Annotated in this window: 21 protein-coding genes; 19 read left to right on the forward strand and 2 right to left on the reverse strand. The window is 52.5% G+C overall.

What is annotated here, in order from left to right; all coding sequences use genetic code 11:
• The 5 genes from BN54_RS07275 (at window position 1) to BN54_RS07295 (ending at window position 5,902) form a co-directional block, all read left to right on the forward strand.
• Window positions 1-987, forward strand: a complete 987-nt coding sequence (locus BN54_RS07275; RefSeq protein WP_019206519.1) for a ribose-phosphate diphosphokinase — start codon at window positions 1-3, stop codon at window positions 985-987.
• Between the two features lie 333 nt (window positions 988-1,320).
• Window positions 1,321-2,484 carry an MFS transporter gene (locus BN54_RS07280; RefSeq protein ID WP_051014619.1) on the forward strand — a complete coding sequence of 388 codons (1,164 nt, stop codon included), beginning with the start codon at window positions 1,321-1,323 and terminating at the stop codon, window positions 2,482-2,484.
• 24 nt (window positions 2,485-2,508) lie between these two features.
• Window positions 2,509-3,966 (forward strand): sucrose phosphorylase, encoded by a 1,458-nt coding sequence (gtfA, locus tag BN54_RS07285; RefSeq protein WP_019206521.1) that lies wholly within the window; start codon window positions 2,509-2,511, stop codon window positions 3,964-3,966.
• Between the two features lie 141 nt (window positions 3,967-4,107).
• A complete protein-coding gene (locus BN54_RS07290) occupies window positions 4,108-5,148 on the forward strand; it encodes a LacI family DNA-binding transcriptional regulator (RefSeq protein WP_268869343.1) in 1,041 nt (346 codons plus the stop codon).
• A gap of 85 nt (window positions 5,149-5,233) precedes the next feature.
• Window positions 5,234-5,902, forward strand: coding sequence for a hypothetical protein (locus BN54_RS07295; RefSeq protein WP_019206523.1), 669 nt, complete (start codon window positions 5,234-5,236; stop codon window positions 5,900-5,902).
• Between the two features lie 43 nt (window positions 5,903-5,945).
• Here the strand turns inward: BN54_RS07295 and BN54_RS07300 are convergent, their stop codons facing one another.
• Entirely contained in the window at window positions 5,946-6,407 is a 462-nt protein-coding gene (locus BN54_RS07300) for a low molecular weight protein-tyrosine-phosphatase (RefSeq protein ID WP_019206524.1), read from the reverse strand.
• 132 nt (window positions 6,408-6,539) lie between these two features.
• On the opposite strand from BN54_RS07300, the gene BN54_RS07305 reads away from it, so the two are divergent.
• The 7 genes from BN54_RS07305 (at window position 6,540) to BN54_RS07335 (ending at window position 12,960) form a co-directional block, all read left to right on the forward strand.
• The gene (locus tag BN54_RS07305) at window positions 6,540-7,106 is read left to right on the forward strand and encodes a LemA family protein (RefSeq protein ID WP_040470053.1); all 567 of its coding nucleotides are present in this window, start codon (window positions 6,540-6,542) and stop codon (window positions 7,104-7,106) included.
• A gap of 10 nt (window positions 7,107-7,116) precedes the next feature.
• Window positions 7,117-8,001: a zinc metalloprotease HtpX gene (gene htpX / locus BN54_RS07310; RefSeq protein ID WP_019206526.1), complete on the forward strand. Its 885-nt coding sequence runs from the start codon at window positions 7,117-7,119 to the stop codon at window positions 7,999-8,001.
• Between the two features lie 119 nt (window positions 8,002-8,120).
• Window positions 8,121-9,506, forward strand: a complete 1,386-nt coding sequence (locus tag BN54_RS07315; RefSeq protein WP_019206527.1) for a UDP-N-acetylmuramoyl-tripeptide--D-alanyl-D-alanine ligase — start codon at window positions 8,121-8,123, stop codon at window positions 9,504-9,506.
• 114 nt (window positions 9,507-9,620) lie between these two features.
• Window positions 9,621-11,108, forward strand: coding sequence for a degradosome RNA helicase CshA (gene cshA / locus BN54_RS07320; RefSeq protein WP_019206528.1), 1,488 nt, complete (start codon window positions 9,621-9,623; stop codon window positions 11,106-11,108).
• A gap of 3 nt (window positions 11,109-11,111) precedes the next feature.
• Window positions 11,112-11,477, forward strand: a complete 366-nt coding sequence (gene acpS, locus BN54_RS07325) for a holo-ACP synthase (RefSeq protein WP_019206530.1) — start codon at window positions 11,112-11,114, stop codon at window positions 11,475-11,477.
• Window positions 11,474-12,598: an alanine racemase gene (alr, locus tag BN54_RS07330; RefSeq protein ID WP_019206531.1), complete on the forward strand. Its 1,125-nt coding sequence runs from the start codon at window positions 11,474-11,476 to the stop codon at window positions 12,596-12,598. Before acpS ends, alr begins: the two co-directional genes overlap by 4 nt.
• Entirely contained in the window at window positions 12,598-12,960 is a 363-nt protein-coding gene (locus BN54_RS07335; RefSeq protein WP_019206532.1) for a type II toxin-antitoxin system PemK/MazF family toxin, read from the forward strand. Before alr ends, BN54_RS07335 begins: the two co-directional genes overlap by 1 nt.
• Window positions 12,961-13,014: 54 nt before the next feature.
• On the opposite strand, the gene cbpA is transcribed toward BN54_RS07335, so the two are convergent.
• A complete protein-coding gene (cbpA, locus tag BN54_RS07340; protein ID WP_019206533.1) occupies window positions 13,015-13,647 on the reverse strand; it encodes a cyclic di-AMP binding protein CbpA in 633 nt (210 codons plus the stop codon).
• A 188-nt stretch (window positions 13,648-13,835) separates the two neighbouring features.
• Here cbpA and pth point away from each other — a divergent pair, with 188 nt between their 5' ends.
• From pth to hpt, 7 genes are all read left to right on the forward strand, one after another.
• Window positions 13,836-14,396 carry an aminoacyl-tRNA hydrolase gene (gene pth, locus BN54_RS07345; protein ID WP_040470014.1) on the forward strand — a complete coding sequence of 187 codons (561 nt, stop codon included), beginning with the start codon at window positions 13,836-13,838 and terminating at the stop codon, window positions 14,394-14,396.
• 124 nt (window positions 14,397-14,520) lie between these two features.
• Window positions 14,521-18,027: a transcription-repair coupling factor gene (mfd, locus tag BN54_RS07350; protein ID WP_051014620.1), complete on the forward strand. Its 3,507-nt coding sequence runs from the start codon at window positions 14,521-14,523 to the stop codon at window positions 18,025-18,027.
• The gene (locus tag BN54_RS07355; protein ID WP_019206536.1) at window positions 18,014-18,280 is read left to right on the forward strand and encodes an RNA-binding S4 domain-containing protein; all 267 of its coding nucleotides are present in this window, start codon (window positions 18,014-18,016) and stop codon (window positions 18,278-18,280) included. Before mfd ends, BN54_RS07355 begins: the two co-directional genes overlap by 14 nt.
• Before the next feature lie 99 nt (window positions 18,281-18,379).
• Window positions 18,380-18,742 (forward strand): FtsB family cell division protein, encoded by a 363-nt coding sequence (locus tag BN54_RS07360; RefSeq protein WP_019206537.1) that lies wholly within the window; start codon window positions 18,380-18,382, stop codon window positions 18,740-18,742.
• Between the two features lie 107 nt (window positions 18,743-18,849).
• Window positions 18,850-19,341 carry a S1 domain-containing RNA-binding protein gene (locus tag BN54_RS07365; RefSeq protein WP_019206538.1) on the forward strand — a complete coding sequence of 164 codons (492 nt, stop codon included), beginning with the start codon at window positions 18,850-18,852 and terminating at the stop codon, window positions 19,339-19,341.
• A 59-nt stretch (window positions 19,342-19,400) separates the two neighbouring features.
• On the forward strand, window positions 19,401-20,711 hold the full coding sequence (tilS, locus tag BN54_RS07370; RefSeq protein WP_191976451.1) for a tRNA lysidine(34) synthetase TilS: 1,311 nt from the start codon (window positions 19,401-19,403) through the stop codon (window positions 20,709-20,711).
• Window positions 20,704-21,249 (forward strand): hypoxanthine phosphoribosyltransferase, encoded by a 546-nt coding sequence (hpt, locus tag BN54_RS07375; RefSeq protein ID WP_019206540.1) that lies wholly within the window; start codon window positions 20,704-20,706, stop codon window positions 21,247-21,249. Before tilS ends, hpt begins: the two co-directional genes overlap by 8 nt.
• Window positions 21,250-21,252: the final 3 nt, after the last annotated feature.

Below are 21,252 nucleotides of genomic sequence, written 5' to 3' on the forward strand. Positions count from 1 at the left end.
ATGAAAGAACGTTATTTTGATTCCAAGCTCAAGATTTTTGCTTTGAGTTCCAACCGACCATTGGCACAAAAAATTGCCGATGAAGTCGGGGTTGAATTGGGGAAATTAGCCGTGGATCGCTTTAGTGACGGCGAAATTCAAATCAACATTGAGGAAAGTATTCGTGGCGACAATGTTTACGTCATTCAATCGACGTCAGCGCCGGTCAATGACAATTTGATGGAACTGTTGATTTTAGTTGATGCCTTGCGGCGGGCCAGCGCCAAGACGATCAACGTGGTAATTCCGTACTACGGCTATGCGCGTCAAGACCGCAAGGCCCGGTCTCGGGAACCAATTACGGCCAAGCTGGTGGCCAACATGCTGCAAAATTCCGGGGTCGACCGGGTAATTGCCTTAGACTTGCACGCGGCGCAAATTCAAGGGTTCTTCGATATTCCAGTCGATCACCTGATGGGGGCACCCCTGTTGGCCGACTACTTCTTGCGCGAAGGGGTCGCCAAAGAAGCCGTCGTGGTCTCCCCTGACCACGGTGGGGTTGTGCGGGCCCGGGCTTTGGCCGAATTTTTAAAGGCGCCAATTGCCATTATTGACAAGCGGCGGCCAAAGGCGAACGTGGCGAAGATTATGAACATCATTGGGGACGTCAAGGGCAAAAAGTGCATCATGATCGACGACATGATTGATACGGCCGGGACGATCTCCAAGGGGGCCCAAGCCTTGATGGATGCGGGGGCTAAGGAAGTTTACGTTTCTTGTACCCACGCGGTCTTATCGGGCCCGGCGATTGAACGTTTAGCGGCGGCACCGATCAAAGAAGTCGTCGTAACCGATTCGATTCGTCTGCCAGAAGAAAAACAAATTGCAAAGATTAAGCAGGTATCCGTCGGCCCATTGATTGGTGCAGCTATCAAGCGGATCAACGAAAACCGGCCTGTGAGTCCTTTGTTTAACGAACGGTTTAAGCAAGAGGGCGAAGCGAACTAAAATTGATTTGAAATTGAAAGGATCGGCAACGCGATAGCGGGGCCGGTCCTTTTTTTACGTTGGTTTGAGAAAAAATTCACGAACCACCACGAGGCCTAATCCCATGTGGCTCAAGCATTTGTGTCAATCGATTAACATTAGCTGGATTATTTTTTCTGTCAATCGATTGACAGAAACCGCTTCAAATGATAACCTCTTGATAGTTTCGAAACGCACATTAAGAGAGAACCTGGGGGGACGTGATCGGTTCGCCCCAGTTGAAATGGAGTTTTGATTGTGAAAACAAGCAAAGATTCATTGGTCACCAAACTGGCCTTTTTATCGGTCTCGTTTATGCTGACCAGTGCTTATGCGGTGCAGGGGGCCTTGCCACAGCTAAAGGCAGCGCTGCACGTAACGCAAACGCAAGCAGAGTATTTAGCCACGATGCCGGCGTTTGCGGTAATGATTTTTGTGGTTTTGTCGCCGCTGTTGCAAGCCAGCCTGAAGATTTCCGATAAGCAAATGATTATGGCCGGCGTGACCCTGGTGGGGGTCATGGGGGTCGTGCCCTTCTTTAACATCCAAAACTACTGGGTGATCCTGGCCTCACGGCTCTTGTTGGGGGCCGGCTTTGGGCTTTACAACTCCCAGGCGATTGCTTTGATCTCGGTTTGGTACCAAGAGCCAACCCGGGCGCAGATGTTAGGGTGGCGGGCAGCCGCGGAACAAATTGGCCAAGCCTTTACCCTCTTTGTGGCGGGGATTTTGTTAACCGTCAGTGGCTGGCACGCCTCCTTCCTGGTTTATTTATTGGCATTTGTCGCGTTGGGCTTCTTTGCCTGGCGCGTGCCCGAGGATCAAGTTGGCGCGGCTGATCCAACCCAACCAACGTCGCACGCCGCGGCGGGGCAGCCAAGCCAAATCAGCCCAATGGTGGCGCTGTTAGTGGCCTTTGCCTTCTTCTTGGTGGTCGATTACGTCGGGATGGAAAATCGCTTCGCCAGCTTGGCGGTCGTCCTTAAAGGGGCCCAGTATACGGGGGCGGCGAACTTCTTATCCCTGATGTTGATCGGCGCCACGCTGGGGGGCCTTTGTTACGGGAGCTTACAAAAGTGGCTGGGCTTTGGCACCGTCTACTTGGGCTTGCTGGTCATGGCCCTGGCGAACTTCTTGTTTTACTGGGGCCAAGCCAACTTCGGCTTATTGGTCGCGGGCTTGTTATTAATTGGCTTCCCCCTGCAGTTAGTGTCACCGTTGATCTTTAATTTGTTACCCAACTTAGCACCGCAGCACCAGCAACCCCTAGTTACGTCCTTGGTGTTGATTGGTTTTAACTTCGGGGCCTTTTTCTCACCAAGCTTGGCCGCGGCCTTAAATGACCTCTTAGGCCAGCCGATGAGCGGACCAGGGCTGGCCGCACCGTTTTGGGTCTATGGGCTGAGCTTGCTCATGATTGCCGCTGGCATTTGGGTGGCCCGGTGGTCGCAAAGTCGAAACGTTGTCGAAAATCATTAATTTAAACTTTTTGGAGGAATTACCATGCCGATTCAGAACAAAGCAATGCTGATTACCTATTCCGATTCGATGGGAAAAGACATTAAGGAAACCCACGAAGTCTTAAAGACTTACATCAAGGACGCAATTGGTGGGGTCCACTTATTGCCATTCTTCCCGTCAACCGGGGACCGCGGCTTTGCTCCGTACCGCTATGATGTTGTCGACCCGGCTTTTGGGGATTGGGATGATGTCGAAGCTTTAGGGGAAGACTACTACTTGATGTTTGACTTTATGATCAACCACATTTCTAAGAAATCAGAAATGTACCAAGATTTTAAGGCCAAGCACGATGATTCCAAGTACGCCGATTTCTTCATTCGCTGGGAAAAGTTCTGGGAACAAGCCGGCGCTCAGCGGCCAACCCAAGCCGATGTGGATTTAATCTACAAGCGCAAGGACAAGGCGCCGAAGCAAGCCATCGAATTTGCCGATGGGACGGTGGAACACTTATGGAACACCTTTGGGGAAGAACAAATTGACATCAACGTCAAGAGTCAAGTCGCCAATGCCTTCTTTAAGCAAACGCTGATTGACATGGTCAAGCACGGGGCCGACATGATTCGCCTAGACGCCTTTGCCTACGCAATTAAGAAGGTTGATACCAACGACTTTTTCGTGGAACCAGAAATTTGGGACCTCTTAAATGAAGTGCAAGCAATCTTGGCCCCTTATAAGGCGGAAATCTTGCCGGAAATTCACGAACACTACACGATTCCCCAAAAGATTTCGGCTCATGATTTCTTTATTTACGACTTTACCTTGCCAATGACGACCCTGTACACCTTGTACTCCGGGAAGACGGCCCGGTTGGCCAAGTGGTTAAAGATGAGTCCGATGAAGCAATTTACCACTTTGGACACCCATGATGGGATCGGGGTGGTAGATGCCAAGGATATCCTGACCGACGAAGAAATCGAATATGCCTCCAATGAACTGTACAAGGTGGGGGCTAACGTGAAGCGGAAGTACTCGTCAGCTGAATACAACAACTTAGACATCTACCAAATCAATTCAACCTATTACTCGGCCCTCGGCGATAACGACCGGGCTTACCTCTTGTCCCGGGCCTTCCAAATCTTTGCCCCGGGGATTCCGATGGTCTACTATGTTGGTTTGTTGGCCGGCAGCAATGATTTGAAGTTGCTGGAAGAAACCAAGGAAGGGCGCAACATCAACCGGCACTACTACACGAAAGCAGAAGTGGCCAAGGAAGTCCAACGGCCCGTGGTTGCCAACCTGTTGCAATTATTGACCTGGCGCAATGAATTTGCGGCCTTTGACCTTGAGGGGGCAATTGAAGTCACGACGCCAAGTGACACGACGATCAAGATCGTGCGCACGGATGCAGCCGGTCAAAATGAGGCCGTTCTGGTGGCTGATGCCGCTAACAAGACCTTCACCATTACCGCGAATGGCCAAGTCGTGATGGAACAAAACTAATACCTATATCTCTCCTGGATAGCGGAAAACTTACTTTACCTTAACTCCCGCAACCGGACGCGGGAGACCAAACGGATCGGGCTTGGCCCGGTCCGTTTTTTGCATCGCCCCCGAGTGCTCTGCTAAAATTAACACGTTAATTTGAAGCAGGTAAGGATTGAGAATGTGAACAAGAAGATTAAGTTAGAAGACGTCGCTGAATTAGCCGGGGTTTCGAAGGCCACGGTTTCGCGGGTGATCAACCGCCGGGGGTACTTGAGTCAAAAAACGATCGAAAAGGTCGAAGCCGCAATGGCCGAATTAAATTACCATCCCAACGTGATTGCCCAACAGCTGCATACCCAACGAACCAACGTGATCGGCATCATTGTCCCGACGGTGGCGACCCCTTTTTTCGGTGAGTTGACTGCCGAATTGGAACAGCGGCTGTTTAAACGGGGATATAAAGTTTTGGTCAGTGGGGCGTTGAACGATCCTGGCAAGGAACGGCAATATTTACAGCAACTGTTGGGCCGGCAGGTGGACGGTTTGATTATCGCTACGCACAATGCGGATCTGCCCGAATATCAGCACGCTAACTTGCCAATCGTGGCCGTCGATCGGTTTTTGCGGGCTGATATTCCGGTCGTTGCTTCGGACAACTATGCGGGGGCAGTGGCGGCTTGTGACGCCTTGATTGCCCGCGGGGCCCGGCATATCATTCACACGGATGATCTATCGCCACTAAATGCTCAAGACACTGCGCGCCAACGCGCCTATGAAGCGGTGATGCAAGCACATGGCTGGCCAGCGTACACCTACCCGAGTTTGCCTGATCCGGTGCAAAATCGGGCCAGTCTCCAGCGGATTTTTACGGAACATCCGGAAGTAGATGCGATCTTTGCCAGCAACGACTTGGATGCAGCGACCCTGTTGGACTTAGCGCTGGAAAATGGTTACGCGGTTCCGACACAACTGCAAATCATTGGTTATGACGGGACCCAAACCACCCAGCGGCTCCTCCCGCAATTAGCGACGGTGATTCAACCCCTGAGTGAAATGGCCGCCCGGGCGGTTGAACTCTTGGAAGCTAAGTTGCAACAACAAGCGACGCCAACCGAAGTGGTTTTGCCGGTGCAAGTTAAATTTGGCCGAACCTTGCGGCCATTGGCAACGAAAAAAGCGCTTCCGAAGCAAAAGTGACGAACAAGCCGAGAAATGTTACAATAATGTTACTAGCTCCCCTGGGGGCAATGATACTTGGCATTAATAGGATGGAGGATAATTTATGAGCAGCCAAATTACCAAGCGCATTTTAATCAGTACCGCCGCGTTGGGGATGGCGTTGTCGCTGGCGGCTTGTGGCAGTTCAAAAGCCACTAGCGATAATTCATCCTCATCCACGACGAGCCAAACGACCAGTGCGGCCGCGAAAGCCGTTAAACAAGCCAATCACTTAATCAGTCAGGGCAAGTACCAAGCGGCCCTAGACACCTTAAATGAGGTGGACCACCAAACGACGACGACCAAGGCCTTACGCCGGGACCTCCGGAATTACTTGGCCGCCAAGGAAAGCCTGAAGAAGAACAATTTAGACGAAGCCACGACCAGTTTGTCGACGGTCAAATCGTCCAGTGCCACGATGAAGTCGGCTTATGGCAAGTTGCGCAGCCAGATTGCCTCGGCTAAGGAAAGTACGGGGACGGGGGCGCCAATGCCAAGCAACCAACCCGTGGCCAATGCGGCGGCCGCCAGTGCGACGAGCGAGGATGTCATCAGCAGTTTTGCCAACCAGGCTGGTTTCAATAAGGAAGGCTACGGGATTATGCCGATCAGCAAGAACGGGGACGTTTACCGCTTCGAAGTCCGGCAGGATAATTCCGACAAAACGATTGCCAACTTTATTGGGATCTATGATTACAACCAAGCGACCAAGCAAATTACCCAAATTCAGTAAGCAAAAAGCGACGTCTCGTGATGAAGGCGTCGCTTTTTTATGTTTAAAGGTGTTTTTGGACGTAGGCCAACCAATACGGCAAGGCCCGCTTTAAGCTGTCGTAAGTATCTTGAAAGCGGTGGGTATACCACGGATCGGGGATCGCCTCACCCTGGTGGCCAGGAGTTAAGTCGTTAATCGCAAACAGGCGATCTTGGTATTGCTTGGGGGCCCGGCGTTTTAAATCGGCCATGTTCATATCGTCCATACCGATAATCAGATCATATTCGGCAAAGTCGGCCGCCGTCAGCGGGCGGGAACGGTGGTGGCGATCATCAAGCCCGTACTTGGCCAGGATCTTTTGGGTGCCCGGGTGGGGCCGGTTTCCTTCTTCATAGCTGGACGTGGCCGCTGAAGCAACTTCAACCTGGTCAGTTAAGCCGGCGGTTTGCAAGTCGTGATAAAACATCGCTTCGGCCATTGGTGAACGGCAAATATTGCCGAGGCAGACAAATAAGACTTTCATTTTTTCCCTCCAAATCATGAACTAAATCAATGATACGGAAAGAAAAGGGATTTGGCTAGTCAGGGGGGAGGGGACTTGGTACAATTAACTGATAAACGAAACGGAAAATGAAGGAGGAAAAATTTTTTAATGATTGCTTTAATTATTCTGCTGGTGGTTATCGTTGCCGTGGTCATTTGGTATGTTGCAACTTATAACGGTTTGATTAACCTTAAGACGCATGCGGATGAATCATGGAGCCAAATTGACGTCCAGCTGCAACGCCGGAATGATTTGATTCCTAACCTCTTGGCGACGGTGAAGGGGTATTCGAAGTACGAAAAGAAGACCTTAGAAGAAGTCACCCAGTTGCGCCAACAAATTGTTAATTTGCCAGCGGGGGATCACCAAAAGCTGATGGAAGTTTCTGACAAGCTGAGTGGGGCGCTGAACTCCTTGTACGCAGTTGCGGAAAACTACCCGGACTTAAAGGCCAGCGCTGAATACAGCAAATTGATGGAAGAGTTAAGCAACACCGAAAACAAGATTGCCTACTCGCGCCAATTGTACAATTCGGTCGTGGCCAACTTTAACGCAAAGATTCAAAACTTCCCGGCCAACCTCGTGGCGAAAAAACATCACTTTACGGCCTTGGATTACTTGCAAGTACCGCAAGAAGCCAAAGCGGCCCCGCAAGTTTCCTTTGATGATTTAGACTAGGGGTTGGGCGATGTTATACCAACAAATTGCGATGAATAAGCGCCGCACGATCTACGTCATGGCCGGTTTTACCCTGTTGGTGGCCCTGATCGGGGCGGCGGTGGGCCGGCTCTTTGCCGGCAGTGCGGCCGGCGGGGTTGTGATTGCGTTGATTATTGCGTTGATCTATACTTCGGTGATGATCGGGCAATCCACGGATGTCGTGATGCGGATGAATAATGCGCATGAAATTACCAGTGCGGACCAGTTTCCAGCCCTATGGCACGTGGTCGAAGACATGGCCTTGGTGGCCCAAGTCCCAATGCCACGGGTCTTTGTCATTGATGATCCCAGTCCCAATGCCTTTGCGACCGGGAACAATCCTGAGCATGCGGCAGTGGCAGCAACCACTGGCTTGTTACAGCTCATGGACCGGGAACAATTAGAGGGGGTAATGGCCCACGAAATGACCCACGTCCGGAATTATGATATTCGCTTGCAAACGATTGCCTTGGCCCTAGCGTCAGCGATTGGCTTATTGGTGAACTTTGCCAGCCACGCTTGGTGGTTTGGTGGGGCCAATCGCGATGATGACCGGCGGGATGGCGGTGGCGCCTTGGCCATGGTGGGATCCTTGCTGTTGATTATTTTAGCGCCGTTAGCCGCGTCAATTGCGCAGATGGCACTGTCGCGCAACCGGGAATACCTGGCTGATGCGGGGGCCGTTGAACTGACGCGTAATCCCCAGGGCATGATCCGAGCATTGGAAGCCTTAAAAGGCGCGCCAGCCATGCAAAATGCTGACCCGAACAGTTCGGCCCTGTACATTAATGAACCGGCCGGGGAAAAGTTCAGTCATCTTTTTGATACCCACCCGCCGCTGGACGCGCGGATTGAACGTTTGAAACAAATGTAAGTGAACAAGGAATTGAGGGCCGCGGCCCTCTTTTTTGGTTGGTGGTTCGCTTCACACTTCGTTCAGTGATATAATCAATAATTGACTAATACGAGATCAGAAGAAGAGGAAGTAAACCGATGAAAATGGAATTAGCCGAAATCGCTAAAGCGGTGCAGGCGCAAAATGACATTTCCCAATGGCAAGATTTAACGGTTACCAGTGTGGCGTTTGATAGTCGGACGCTGAACCCGGGGGCTTTATTTGTGCCATTGGCCGGCGCTCAGGATGGGCATAAATTTGTCGCGAATGCCTTCGAAAACGGGGCGGCGGCAGCCTTGTGGGCGGCGGATCACGATTACATCGCTGACGGCCACCCCCGCTTGGTAGTCGACGATCCCCTGGCGGCTTTGCAGGCCCTTGGCAAGTACTACTTGCATAAGATTAATCCAATGGTTGTGGCGGTAACCGGCAGCAATGGCAAGACGACCACTAAAGACATGATTGCAGCCATCCTGGCGACCCAAATGAACGTCACCAAGACCCACGCCAACTTCAATAATGACATTGGGGTGCCAGTGACGCTGTTGAACATGGATGCCAGCACCGAGGCAGTGGTGGTTGAAATGGGGATGGACCATTTTGGTGAATTGGATGCCTTGAGTCGGCTGGCCACGCCTGATATTGCCGTGATTACGATGATTGGGGAAGCCCACATTGAATTCTTTGGCACCCGTGATAAGATTGCCGATGCCAAGATGGAAATTACCCATGGGCTCCAAGAAGATGGGTATTTGGTCTTTAATGGGGACGAACCGTTGTTACAGGCCCGGGTGAAGGAGTTGGCCCAAGCCCACCGGACCTTTGGGCGCCAATTGGACAATGATCTTTACGCGACCAGTGTCACCCCGGCGGATGATCACGTAACTTTTAAAGTCAATGAATGGCCAGACGAAACCTTTACCATCCCAGTGGTGGGGGAATACAACGTCAACAATGCCTTGGCGGCGATGGAAGTCGGCCGCTTGCTGCACGTGACCCCAGCCCACATGAAGCAGGCGTTGGCGCACTTTGATCTGACGGCCAACCGCACGGAATGGGTCCTGGGGCAAAATGGGGAACGTATTTTATCGGACGTTTATAATTCGAATCCGACGGCGGTCAAAGAGGTCGTTAAGACCTTGACCGAAGTGCCCGCCCAAGGGAAAAAGGTGTTGGTCTTAGGGGATATGTTGGAACTCGGCGCGGCGAGCGCGGAATTGCACGCAAGCTTGGCGGACAGTATCAGTCATGAACAATTTGCTGAAGTCTACTTGATCGGGACCGAAATGGCCGCTTTGCGGGATCGCTTATTGGCTCAAGGCTACCCGACCAGTGACTTGCACTACTTTGCAGCGACTGCTCAGGCTGAAATGGCCCAAGCCTTGGCCGCAGATTTGCAAGCGGGGGATGTGGTCTTGCTCAAGGCCAGCCATGGCTTACACTTGGAGCAGACCTTAGCCGTCCTGCGCCAAACAGCAGAATAGCAGTTCAAAACGTTGCGGCAACGGAAATGAAAGCCTCCTTGCCGCAATTTTGCGTTATAAATAAGGGCTTTTCCACGAACTTACTAAAACAATCAAGTAACATGAGGTGACAATTTGAAATTTGGCGAACTAGGTTTATCAAAGAATTTATTACGAGCGATTCAGAAGAGTGGTTATGAAGAAGCAACCCCCATTCAAGAACAGACCATTCCCCTGGTCTTAGCGGGCCAAGACGTGATTGGGCAAGCCCAGACCGGGACCGGGAAGACGGCGGCATTCGGGTTGCCATTGTTGGAACACGTTGATTTGGATAATCCCGCCATCCAAGCGATTATTATTTCGCCGACCCGGGAGTTGGCCATCCAAACGCAAGAAGAGCTGTTCCGTTTGGGACGGGATAAGCACGTGAAGGTGCAAGTTGTATACGGTGGGGCGGATATTCGCCGCCAAATTAAGGCGCTGAAACAGCATCCCCAAATTTTGGTGGGGACCCCGGGGCGGCTGCGGGATCACCTCAACCGGCAAACGGTCCAATTAGACCACGTGCAGACCTTAGTTTTGGACGAAGCCGACGAAATGTTGAACATGGGCTTTTTGGATGATATTGAAGCAATCATCAAAGAAACGCCAGCGACCCGGCAAACCTTGCTGTTTTCCGCTACGATGCCACCAGCAATTAAAAAGATCGGCGTCCAATTTATGCAAGACCCGCAAACGGTGAAGATTGCGGCCAAGGAATTGACGACGGACTTGGTGGACCAATACTACATCCGGGCGAAGGATTACGAGAAGTTTGATATTATGACGCGCTTAATCGATGTCCAAGATCCGGACTTAACGATCGTCTTTGGGCGGACCAAACGCCGGGTGGATGAATTATCCCGGGGCTTGTTGGCGCGGGGGTACAATGCGGCTGGCATTCACGGTGACTTGACCCAGGAACGCCGGACGAAAATCATGAAGCGCTTCAAGGCCGGCGAATTGGATATTTTAGTGGCAACTGATGTGGCCGCGCGGGGCTTGGATATCTCGGGCGTAACCCACGTTTATAACTACGATATTCCATCCGATCCCGATTCTTACGTGCACCGGATCGGCCGGACGGGGCGGGCCGGGCACCACGGGGTGTCGTTAACGTTTGTGACGCCCAACGAAATGGACTATCTGCACGAAATCGAAAAGCTGACGAAGGTGCGGATGCTGCCATTGAAGCCGCCAACCGAAGAAGAGGCCTTCCGCGGGCAAGTGGCCAGTGCGGTCAATGACATTCAGACTTTGATTCAAGACCCGACGACGGAAAAGTACCAAGAAGCGGCCGCCCAGCTCTTGGAAGATCATCCGGCCGTTGAACTGGTCGCGGCCTTATTGAATGATCTGACCAAGGATTCCGCGGAACAAGTGCCGGTCAAGATTACGCCTGAACGGCCCCTGCCCCGGCGGAAAAATGATCGCAAGGGTGGTTTTCGGGGGCACGGGAAGGGCAACCGCCGCAACTTCCACCGGGAATCCCAACGGCACTTCAATGGTCGGCGCAACAATCACCGGCGCCACCGCGATGGCAATCAAAAGCCAGCTTTCCGCCTCCACCATAAAGAGGATTAGGCCATGATTGTCGGAACGGGAACCGATATCCAAGATTTAGCCCCGGTTGAACGGGCCTTAGCGCGCAATGATCAATTTTTGAAGCGGGTCTTAACCCCGCAGGAGCAAGCCCAGGCCCAACAATTGCATGGCCAACGGCTGGTGGAATACGTTGGCGGTCGTTGGGCCACCAAGGAAGCCTTTAGCAAGGCCTGGGGGACCGGGATCGGCAAGCAAGTCGGCTTTCAAGATATTGAGGTTTTAAATAATGCGCGGGGCAAACCAGAAGTGACGCGTTCGCCGCACTCGGGGACGGTCTGGGTGTCAATCAGTCATACCAACGCCTTAGCGCTGAGCTTTGTAATTTTGGAAAGAAGTGAAAACGCATGATTAGTGCACAATTACGGGACGCCAAGGTGGTCGTTGATTTGGCAGCCCTCAAGCATAATTTCCGGACCCAGTTGGCCCAATTGCCAGCTGGGAGTCAAATTTTACCCGTCGTAAAAGCCAATGCGTATGGCAACGGATTGGTACCAGTGGTCAATGCTTTAAAGGATGAACCGGCAGTTGGCGGTTTTTGCGTGGCCCTCTTGGACGAAGGGCTGGCGTTGCGAGCGGCGGGGGTTAACCAGTTAACCTTGGTCTTAGGGATTACCCCAGTTCAATATGCACCAGTGGCCGCCCGGGCCGGTATTTCACTAACGGTGGGGGATGTGGCGTGGTTGAAGGCTTATTTGCAACTTGCCCAAGCCAGCCAGCTGACGACCCCGTTAAAGGTTCACTTAGGAATCGACACTGGCATGGGCCGGATTGGCTTTACCGATCCGGCGGCCCTGCAAGAAGCCGTGGCCTTGTTGGCCGACCCCCATTTTGAATTTGAAGGTCTGTTTACCCACTTTGCAACGGCTGACAGTGCCGATGATCAATATTTTAAGGCGCAAGTCGCCAAGTGGCAGGCGATGTTGGCAGTGGTCAAGGAAAAACCCCGCTATGTCCACGCGGCTAATTCGGCAACGGCCTTATGGCATTCGGACCAAGTCGCCGTTAATTACGTGCGGATGGGGATTTCACTGTATGGCTGTAATCCCTCAGGGCGTGAACTAACGCCAACCTGGTCCCTGCAGCCGGTGACCGCGTTGGAAGCGCGGCTGACCTTTGTGAAGCAGCTCAAAAAGGGCGCGTCGGTTAGTTACGGAGCCACTTACACGGCCCCAACGGATGAATGGGTCGGCACGGTCCCGGTTGGGTATGCGGATGGTTACCCGCGTAGCCTTTCGGGGGGAAGTGTGTTGATTAACGGGCAACGCTGCCCAATCTTAGGTCGGATTTGCATGGATCAATTTATGGTCCGGCTGCCTCAAGCCCTACCGGTGGGGACCAAGGTCGTATTGATTGGCAAGTCGGGGGATGCGGAGATTACGGCGACCGATTTGGCTGATCGATTAGGGACCATTAATTATGAAGTACTGACCGGCTTAAGTGACCGGTTGGCCCGGGAGTATCGGGAATAATGGCTGAATTTAAGCGGACGCAAGAAATCATGCGGGGCGACGTGTATTACGCCGCGTTGGATCCGGTGCTTGGCTCGGAACAAGGTGGGGTGCGCCCAGTTTTAATCGTGCAAAATGACGTTGGAAATCTCCACAGTCCCACGGTGATTGTGGCAGCGATTACGACCAAGCTGACCAAACACCGTTTGCCTACCCACGTCTTTTTAGCGGCCGCCGAATCCGGCATTGCCAAAAATTCGATGATTTTATTGGAACAGGTGCGGACCATTGATAAACAACGTTTGCGCCAACGGGTGACCCACTTGGGCCCGTTGGTGATGAAACGGGTTGATCATGCTTTGCGGATCAGTGTTCATGTCTAAAGTAAAAAACAACCTGAGGAAAAGGATGCTTTTTCCTCAGGTTGTTTTGGTTTATTAAGGATGCAAGTCTTCGATTTCAACCACTTCATAGCCCCGCCGGTTCAGGCGCTTGACGATGCGATTGAGCCGGGTTTCGTCTACGTCGGCCGGTAAGGTAAACAGGATTTCTTTGGTTTGGTCATCGTGAGGCGCCAGCGAAATCACGTTGACAATTTGAGTGAAACGGGTGATTTCCTTGGCTAACGTGGACAGGTCGCCCCGTTCATCAGGGACCCGGATGGTTAAGACGTAACTGCCGGCGTTGACGTTCCAAGCTTCGGCTAAGAGCTTCAGCAAGCTGTTATGGGTTAAGATCCCGTAGAAATGATTATCGCCGTCGAGGACCGCGATGTAAGGCAAATCCCGGATGGTAAAGAACACGGTGTAAAAAGATGCTTTAATTGAAATGAATTTCGTCGCGTTTTTCAGCAGTGCCGTTACCGGCAGGCTCATGTCGCCCCCGCGGGATTTATGCCGGTAAAGGTGCATTTTATAGATGTTGCCGCGAAACAGGGTCCCGGTCGGATCCAAGACCGGCACACAGCGGTAGCCCGAATCCTCTAAGACGGTTAATGCTTCGGCCAAAGTGGCATCTTCTGACAAGGTCGTGAGGGTTTCCTTAGGCTTAATGAGAGATTTAAAAATCATAATTGACTCCTTAATTCCGTACGCTTTTCTGCCGTCCATCATCATACCACAAATGGTTTGAAAATGAGAGGGGGATGAGAAAGAAAAGTGATTTTCGGGTAAACTTCGCCAAGGGTTTCGGCTTCGCCTATTGTGGAAAGTTCGGTATAATAAAAGGGATTGACAAAAAACATTGAGGTGAAAGAACAGTGAAAATGATTGTTGGCTTGGGCAACATCGGGACACGTTACGATGAAACCCGCCATAATACTGGCTTTATGGTTGTGGAACAGTTTGCTCGTGATTACCACCTTGGCGCTTTTACGCACGCCAAGGTTGAAGCAGTGGTGGCTTCTGGAATGGTGCACGGGGAAAAGGTTTTGTTAGTGAAGCCGACGACCTTTATGAATGAATCGGGGCGGGCGGTTAAGCCGCTTTTGGATTATTATGATTTGACGCTGGATGATTTGGTAATCGTCAATGACGACTTAGACATGCCCGTGGGCAAGGTCCGCTTAAAAACCCACGGCAAGTCCGGGGGTCACAACGGTTTAAAGAGCATCATCGCGCACTTAGGGACGGATCAGTTTAACCGGGTAAAAGTCGGGATTGATCACCCGCAACATGGCACGGTGGTCAGCCACGTCCTGGGGAAATTCACACCGGCAGAACGCAGCGACCTTGATGTGGCCATCCAACGGGCCGAAGATGCGTTGGCAGATTGGGTCAAGGGGGCCAGTTTTGCCACTTTGATGAACAATTATAATTAGTAGGTGGCAAGTTCGCTGCTTACAAAGCGGCCAAGGAAAAATCGTTTATCCGGGTCTAAAAACATAATGTGACTGATTGAAAAAGCCAAAGGGGGAAGCGACGATCGTACAACTGACGGATTTAATGGCTACGGCCCCACAATTTGCGGGGATTATCCACAGTATTGAACACCAGCAGCGTCAATTGATTACTGGGGTGGCTGGTTCAGCCCGGGCGCTTTTGTTGGCGGCCTTGCAAAAACGCTTGGCCGGTCCGCAATTGGTAGTGGTCGACAGCCTTTTTCACATGGAAGAACTGGTTAATGATTTGACCAATTTATTGCCCGAAACGGCCGTCTATGCCTTTCCGGCCGAAGAAAGTCTGGCCCTGGCGCAAGCAACCAGTTCGCCTAATTATCGCTTGGCCCGGGTGCTGGCCATGCAGGCGCTGTTGACCAAGCAGCCCGCCCTGGTGGTTGCCCCGGCGGCGGGGTTATTGCGCCCCTTACCTCAGCCCGCGGCTTTTCAGGCGGCCCAATTGTCACTAACGGTCGGGGCGGAATTAGATTTAACCACGACCGCCACGCAGTTAGCAAAGATGGGCTACGTCCGGCAAAAAATGGTGGCTGCGCCGGGGGACTTTGCAATTCGCGGGTCGATTTTGGATATCTATGCCCTGAATACCCCGTATCCCGTCCGGGTCGATTTGTTTGATACGGAAATTGATTCGTTGCGCTACTTTGAGGCCGACAGTCAGCGGAGTTTGCAAAATATTGAAGCGGCTACGATTTTGCCGGCGACCGAATTGGTGATGGACCAAGCGGCTACCCAACGCGCCGCCGCGGCGCTGCAAGCCGAGTTGACTAAACGTCAGGCCGAATTGCCAGCTGAACAACAGGACCAGTTAGCCCATGCCTATGCGCCAGTGATCGAGGAATTAAAAGCGGGGCACGTCTCGGAAAAAATGCTGGGGTATCCAGCGCATCTCTATGAAACCCCCGCTTGGCTCGGCGACTATCTGCCCACCAGTGGCAGCTGGATCATCGATGACTTGGCCCGGATTAAAGAACAGGCTAAACAACTGGTGGCCGACCAAGCGGCGTGGCAAAGCAGTCACCAGCAACCAGCCAGCCCGACGTTCGACTTGGCCCGGCGCTTAACGACGCAGCCGCAGGCCCAGACCTACCTGGCGCTGTTTAAGAAAGGGTTAGGTGGCTTGCAATTTGCCAATCTGGTTGATTTACATGCGCGGCAGATGCAACGCTTCTTTGGCCAGGTCGACCTCCTGAAGAGTGAGTTGCAACGCTACGTGGCCCAAGGTGAGACGGTGGTGATTTTAACCGCGAGTGAACAACGCCGCCGCAAAGTAGCGAACGATTTAGCCACCTTGGGCTTATCAGTGGTTGAAACGGCGGGAGCTGACTTACAGCCGCACCAGTTGCAACTGGTGGCGGCCAGTTTAAATCATGGCTTTGAGTTACCGCCCGCCCAATTGGCCGTCATTACAGAAGGCGAACTGTTTAAACAGTTGCAAAAACGCCGGGTGCGGCCCCAAAAGCTGTCCAATGCGGAGCGCTTGAAGTCATATACGGATTTAAAACCCGGGGACTTTGTGGTCCATGTTAATCACGGGATTGGGGTCTTTGCGGGGATTAAGACGATGCAAGTCGATGGTGTCCACCAAGATTACATTGTGATCGATTACCGGGATCACGCGCAGATCTTTGTTCCCATCACCCAGTTGAACCTGGTCCAAAAATACGTCGCAGCCGAAGGAAAGCAACCCCGGATTAATCGTTTGGGGGGCAGCGAATGGGCGAAGACCAAGCATCGGGTGGCTGCCAAGGTCGAAGACATTGCGGATGAATTGGTGGATTTGTATGCGCAGCGGCAAGTCGCCAAGGGGTATGCTTTTCCAGCGGACGATTATTTGCAGGAAAAATTTGACCAGGAGTTTCCGTACGTGGAAACGCCCGACCAATTGCGCAGCATCGATGAAATCAAGGCCGATATGGAAGCCGCCAAGCCGATGGATCGGCTGTTGGTGGGGGACGTTGGCTACGGGAAGACTGAAGTGGCGATGCGGGCCGTTTTTAAGGCCGTCGCTGGGGGCAAACAAGTGGCCTTTTTAGTCCCCACGACGATTTTGGCGCAACAGCATTTTGATACCCTAACTGCCCGCTTTGAAGGCTTTCCGATCTCCGTGGCCTTAATGTCGCGTTTTAAGACGCGGGCCGAATTAAAAGAAACCGAGCAAGGGCTGGCCGCGGGGACGGTGGATGTGGTGATTGGCACCCACCGGATTTTGTCCAAGGATGTACATTTTAAGGACCTGGGCTTGCTGATTATCGATGAAGAGCAGCGCTTCGGGGTTAAACATAAAGAACGTTTGAAGCAGCTGAAGACCAACGTTGATGTCTTAACGCTGACCGCCACGCCGATTCCGCGAACACTGCATATGTCAATGCTGGGGGTGCGCGACCTTTCGGTGTTAGAGACGCCGCCCAATGGTCGCTACCCAATTCAAACTTACGTCTTAGAACAAAATGCCGGGGCAATTCAAACTGGGATTCGGCGTGAAATGCAACGGGGTGGCCAGGTGTATTATCTGCACAACCGGGTCGGTGATATTGAACGGGTTGTCGCCGAACTACAAACCTTGGTCCCGGAAGCCCGGATTGGCTATATTCACGGCCAAATGACCGAAGTTCAGCTCGAAGGGGTCTTATATGACTTTATTCGGGGTGAATATGATGTTTTGGTGACGACTTCAATCATTGAAACGGGGGTTGATATCCCGAATGTCAATACCCTCTTTGTGGAGGATGCCGACCGGATGGGCTTGGCCCAGCTCTACCAAATTCGGGGCCGGATCGGGCGCAGCAACCGGGTGGCCTTTGCTTACTTTATGTACCAGCCAAACAAGGTCCTGACCGAGCTGGGCGAAAAGCGCTTAGCGGCGATCCGGGACTTTACGGAATTGGGGAGTGGCTTTAAGATTGCGATGCGCGACCTCTCGATTCGGGGCGCGGGCAGTCTGTTAGGTAAACAACAGCATGGCTTTATCGATTCCGTCGGTTATGACTTGTACTCAACGATGTTGGCTGAAGCGGTTGCGCAAAAGCAGGGCAAGGCCCCCGTCAAGCATTCGGATGCCGAATTGGAACTGGGGATTGAAGCGTACTTCCCCGATGCCTACATTAGTGATCAACGGCAAAAGATCGAATGGTACAAGGCGCTTAGAAATATTGCTTCGCCAGCTGAATTGACGGACTTGACCGGCGACCTTTTGGATCGTTACGGTGATTATCCGGCTCCAGTGGCGACGCTGCTGCAGGTGGCCGAGCTGAAATTGCGGGCTGACCAGGCCCAATTGGCGGCAATTCGCCGGCAAAAGGATAATCTAATGGTGGAATTAACCCCCGTGGCCACCCATCAGCTGACCCCCCCGCAGATTATTCAAGCGCTCGCCAAAACGCGTTTTAAAGCGACGCTCGGGGAAGAGGCTGGACGGCTGACCGTCCGGTTGATTATCCAACCGAAGATGACCACGACGCTCTGGTTGCAACAATTGATTCAATTTGTAGCCGGTTTGCAGGCGGCAATGCAAAAAACAAACAAGGATGGAGGAAATGCAGATGCGACTCGATAAATTTTTAAAGGTTTCCCGGATTATCAAACGGCGGACCTTGGCCAAGCAGATTGCCGACCAAGGCCGGATTTTAATTAACGACAAGGCGGCCAAGTCGTCTTCTAAGGTTGCGGTAGGCGATGTCTTGACGATCAAATTTGGCAATAAGACGACCACGGTCAAAATTGATCGCATTGAAGAAACGACTAAAAAAGCCGATGCGGAACTCATGTATACGATTGAAAAAGAAGAGTACGCCGAGACATTTGATTAGCCCCAAAAAGGTGATGAATTTAACGCCACGCCTAGACAGGCCCGGGCCCCTGTGCCATACTAACATTGAATAGGCAATTTTTAGGAAGGGGCGAGCAATTTGGCGCAACACCGGGTCACTAAATTAGATAATGCTTACACCAGAGCGCGGGAACAGCAAGGGCAGTTCAACCGATCCTACCGGACCCAAGTCCACCTACGCCGGGCGGCCTTGATCGGGGGCGTCTTTATGATCATAACCTTAATTTTAGGTTTTCAATTGTGGTCGGCTCACCGCCAGTTAAACCGGGTTGATGCGCAAATTTCCACGGCCCAAACGACCCTCAAGCACAAGCAGGCCCAAAACGCCAAGTTGAGCAAGCAAAATCGCTTGCTCAAGGATCCGACCTATCTGCAAGAATTGCTGCGTGAAAAATACAACTTCGCTAAGAAGGGCGAGATCATCTATAATTTTGTTAAATAAAGCGGTCACATTCGGTGGGGAGTATGGTATACTCTACTACAATGATTTTTAAGAATTTTTAAAGGACGGGAGGACCCGTCACGAGGAATTAGGAGGATTTGCTGTTCATGGCAATTGAAGAAGGCGCAAAGGTTTCCGGTAAAGTTTCGGGAATTACGAATTTTGGGGCATTTGTTGATTTGGCCGACCACCAGACCGGGTTGGTGCATATCAGCCAGATTTCCAATTCGTTTGTCAAGGATATTCACGATATCTTAGCCGTCGGGGATGAAGTCACGGCGAAGGTCGTGAAAATTGCTCCCGACGGTAAGATTGCTCTGTCAATGAAGGCGGTGGAAGAACGCCCGGCCAAGCCAGCCCGGCCAGTTGCCGAGAAGCATTTTGAGCATGCCAAGCCTGTGCACCATGATCACCGTGACGACCATTTTCGGCGCGCGCCCCGGGCCCAAGCCACTTTCGGGGGGCGGAGCAGCCACAAAGGCAACGACGACTTTAATTCCATGTTGGCTTCCTTCATGAAGGAAAGCGAATCCCGGCTCTCAACCTTAAAGCGCCAAACGGATGGTAAGCGCGGCGGCCGGGGCGGTCGGCGCAGCTGATGGCCCCCGATTTAACTGAACAAATTAAGCGACCCCTGGCTGGGAGTCGCTTTTTTGCTATGGGCGCTCCGATTGTCGTGGCGACTTCGACCGGGGTTGACTCAATGGTCCTCTTGGCCTTGCTGCAAGAGGTGGTGCCACCTGCGCGCTTGATCGTTGCCCATTTTAACCACCGCTTGCGGGCACAAAGTGAAACCGAAGCGGCCTTTTTACGGCAGTATTGTCAGGAGAGGGCCTTACGGGTCGAGATCGGCCACTGGGCACACCCCCGGGCGAATGAGGCGGCGGCTCGGCAGGCCCGCTATGCGTTTTTGGCCCAGGTAATGCGGCAGACGGGCGCTAAATTACTGGTCACGGCGCATCATGCCAATGATCAAGCCGAAACCATTTTGATGAAGCTGGTCCGCGGGGGCGACTTACACCAATTGGTCGGCTTGCAGGAACGGCGCCCCTTTGCGGGGGGCGAGTTGGTCCGGCCACTGTTGGGGGTTTCTAAAGCCACCCTGCAGGCGTGGGCCAAGCAGCACGCTTTGCAATGGTTTGAAGATGCTACCAATGCCGACCTGACTATTACGCGAAACCGGTACCGCCACCAATATTTACCCCTGCTCCAACAAGAAAACCCCCAATTGGTGCGCCAACTGGCGGATTTTGCGGGGCAACTGACGGATCTCTTGGCTGACGAACAGGCGCATTTGGATCAACAGCTGCTGATGATGGCCAAGGACAACCACTTGGATTTGACCGCTTGGTGGGCTTGTTCGGCCCCCAATCAACGGCAATTATTGCGCCGGTGGCTCAATCAGCAGGGGGTTATGGCACTAAAGCAAACCAGTTTGCAGCAATTGCAAAAACGCTTGGCTCCAGCAGCGCGGCCCAACCAAGTGTTTACTTTGCCCGGCCAGTGGTGTTTGGTCCGGAATTATCAAGAACTGCGCCTAGAAAATCAAAAGAATTTGGCGCCGGAGGGCCTGCTTGGCCCAGAAAGTATGGTAAAATTTGCCCAATGGCAAGTCGTAACGCCGACCTGGCGCGCGATGGTGCTTCCAGCTGGGACCCCACCGCCGCTGCAGGGTCAAATCGTGGCGACGATGTGGTTACCAAATGCGGCGCTGCCGTTGGTCTGGCGCCCGGCGCGGCCAACGGATCGCCTCCGGTTAAAGGGGGGTGGTCACCAAACCGTGCGTCGGATTTGGATTAATCAAAAAATCGCGCCGGCTGACCGCCGCCAGGCCCGGGTGTTGGTGGATCAGTTGGGACGCGTGCTGTGGTTGGTGGGGGTCAAGACCGCCTGGTGGGATTGGCCCCCAGCCACCTCAGCGGGCCAAGCAGTGCAATTGATTCAGGGAAGGGTAGAGGAACATGAATAACGATATTGAGCGCGTATTGTATAGTGAGGCGGAAATTCAAACCCGGATTGGGGAAATGGCCAAAGAAATTGAGGCTGATTACCAAGGCAAGCGGCCAATGGTCATTTCCGTTTTGACGGGAGCAATTTTGTTTACGGTGGATCTGTTGGAAAAGACAGACCTGTACACCACTTTGGACTTTATTGATGTCTCTAGTTACTTTGGGGCAGCTGAATCTTCGGGGCGAGTTGAATTGGTTCGCGATTTGAAGTCCGATGTGGCAGGCAAGGACATCTTGATTTGTGAAGATATTATTGACTCAGGGCGGACCTTGCAATACTTGGTAGACCTGTTGAAAGAGCGGGGCGCCAAGTCAATCAAGGTGGCGACGATGCTGGACAAGCCAGCTGGTCGGGATGCCAGTGTGACGGTGGAAGCGGATTATGCTGGCTTTATCGTACCAAATGAATTCTTGGTAGGTTACGGTTTGGATTATGAGGGTTACTACCGCAACTTGCCATACGTTGGGGTGTTAAAGCCGGCCGTCTACACGAAATAATGG

Origin of the sequence: Limosilactobacillus ingluviei str. Autruche 4 (assembly GCF_000312405.1) — a bacterium.
Taxonomy (GTDB): domain Bacteria; phylum Bacillota; class Bacilli; order Lactobacillales; family Lactobacillaceae; genus Limosilactobacillus; species Limosilactobacillus ingluviei.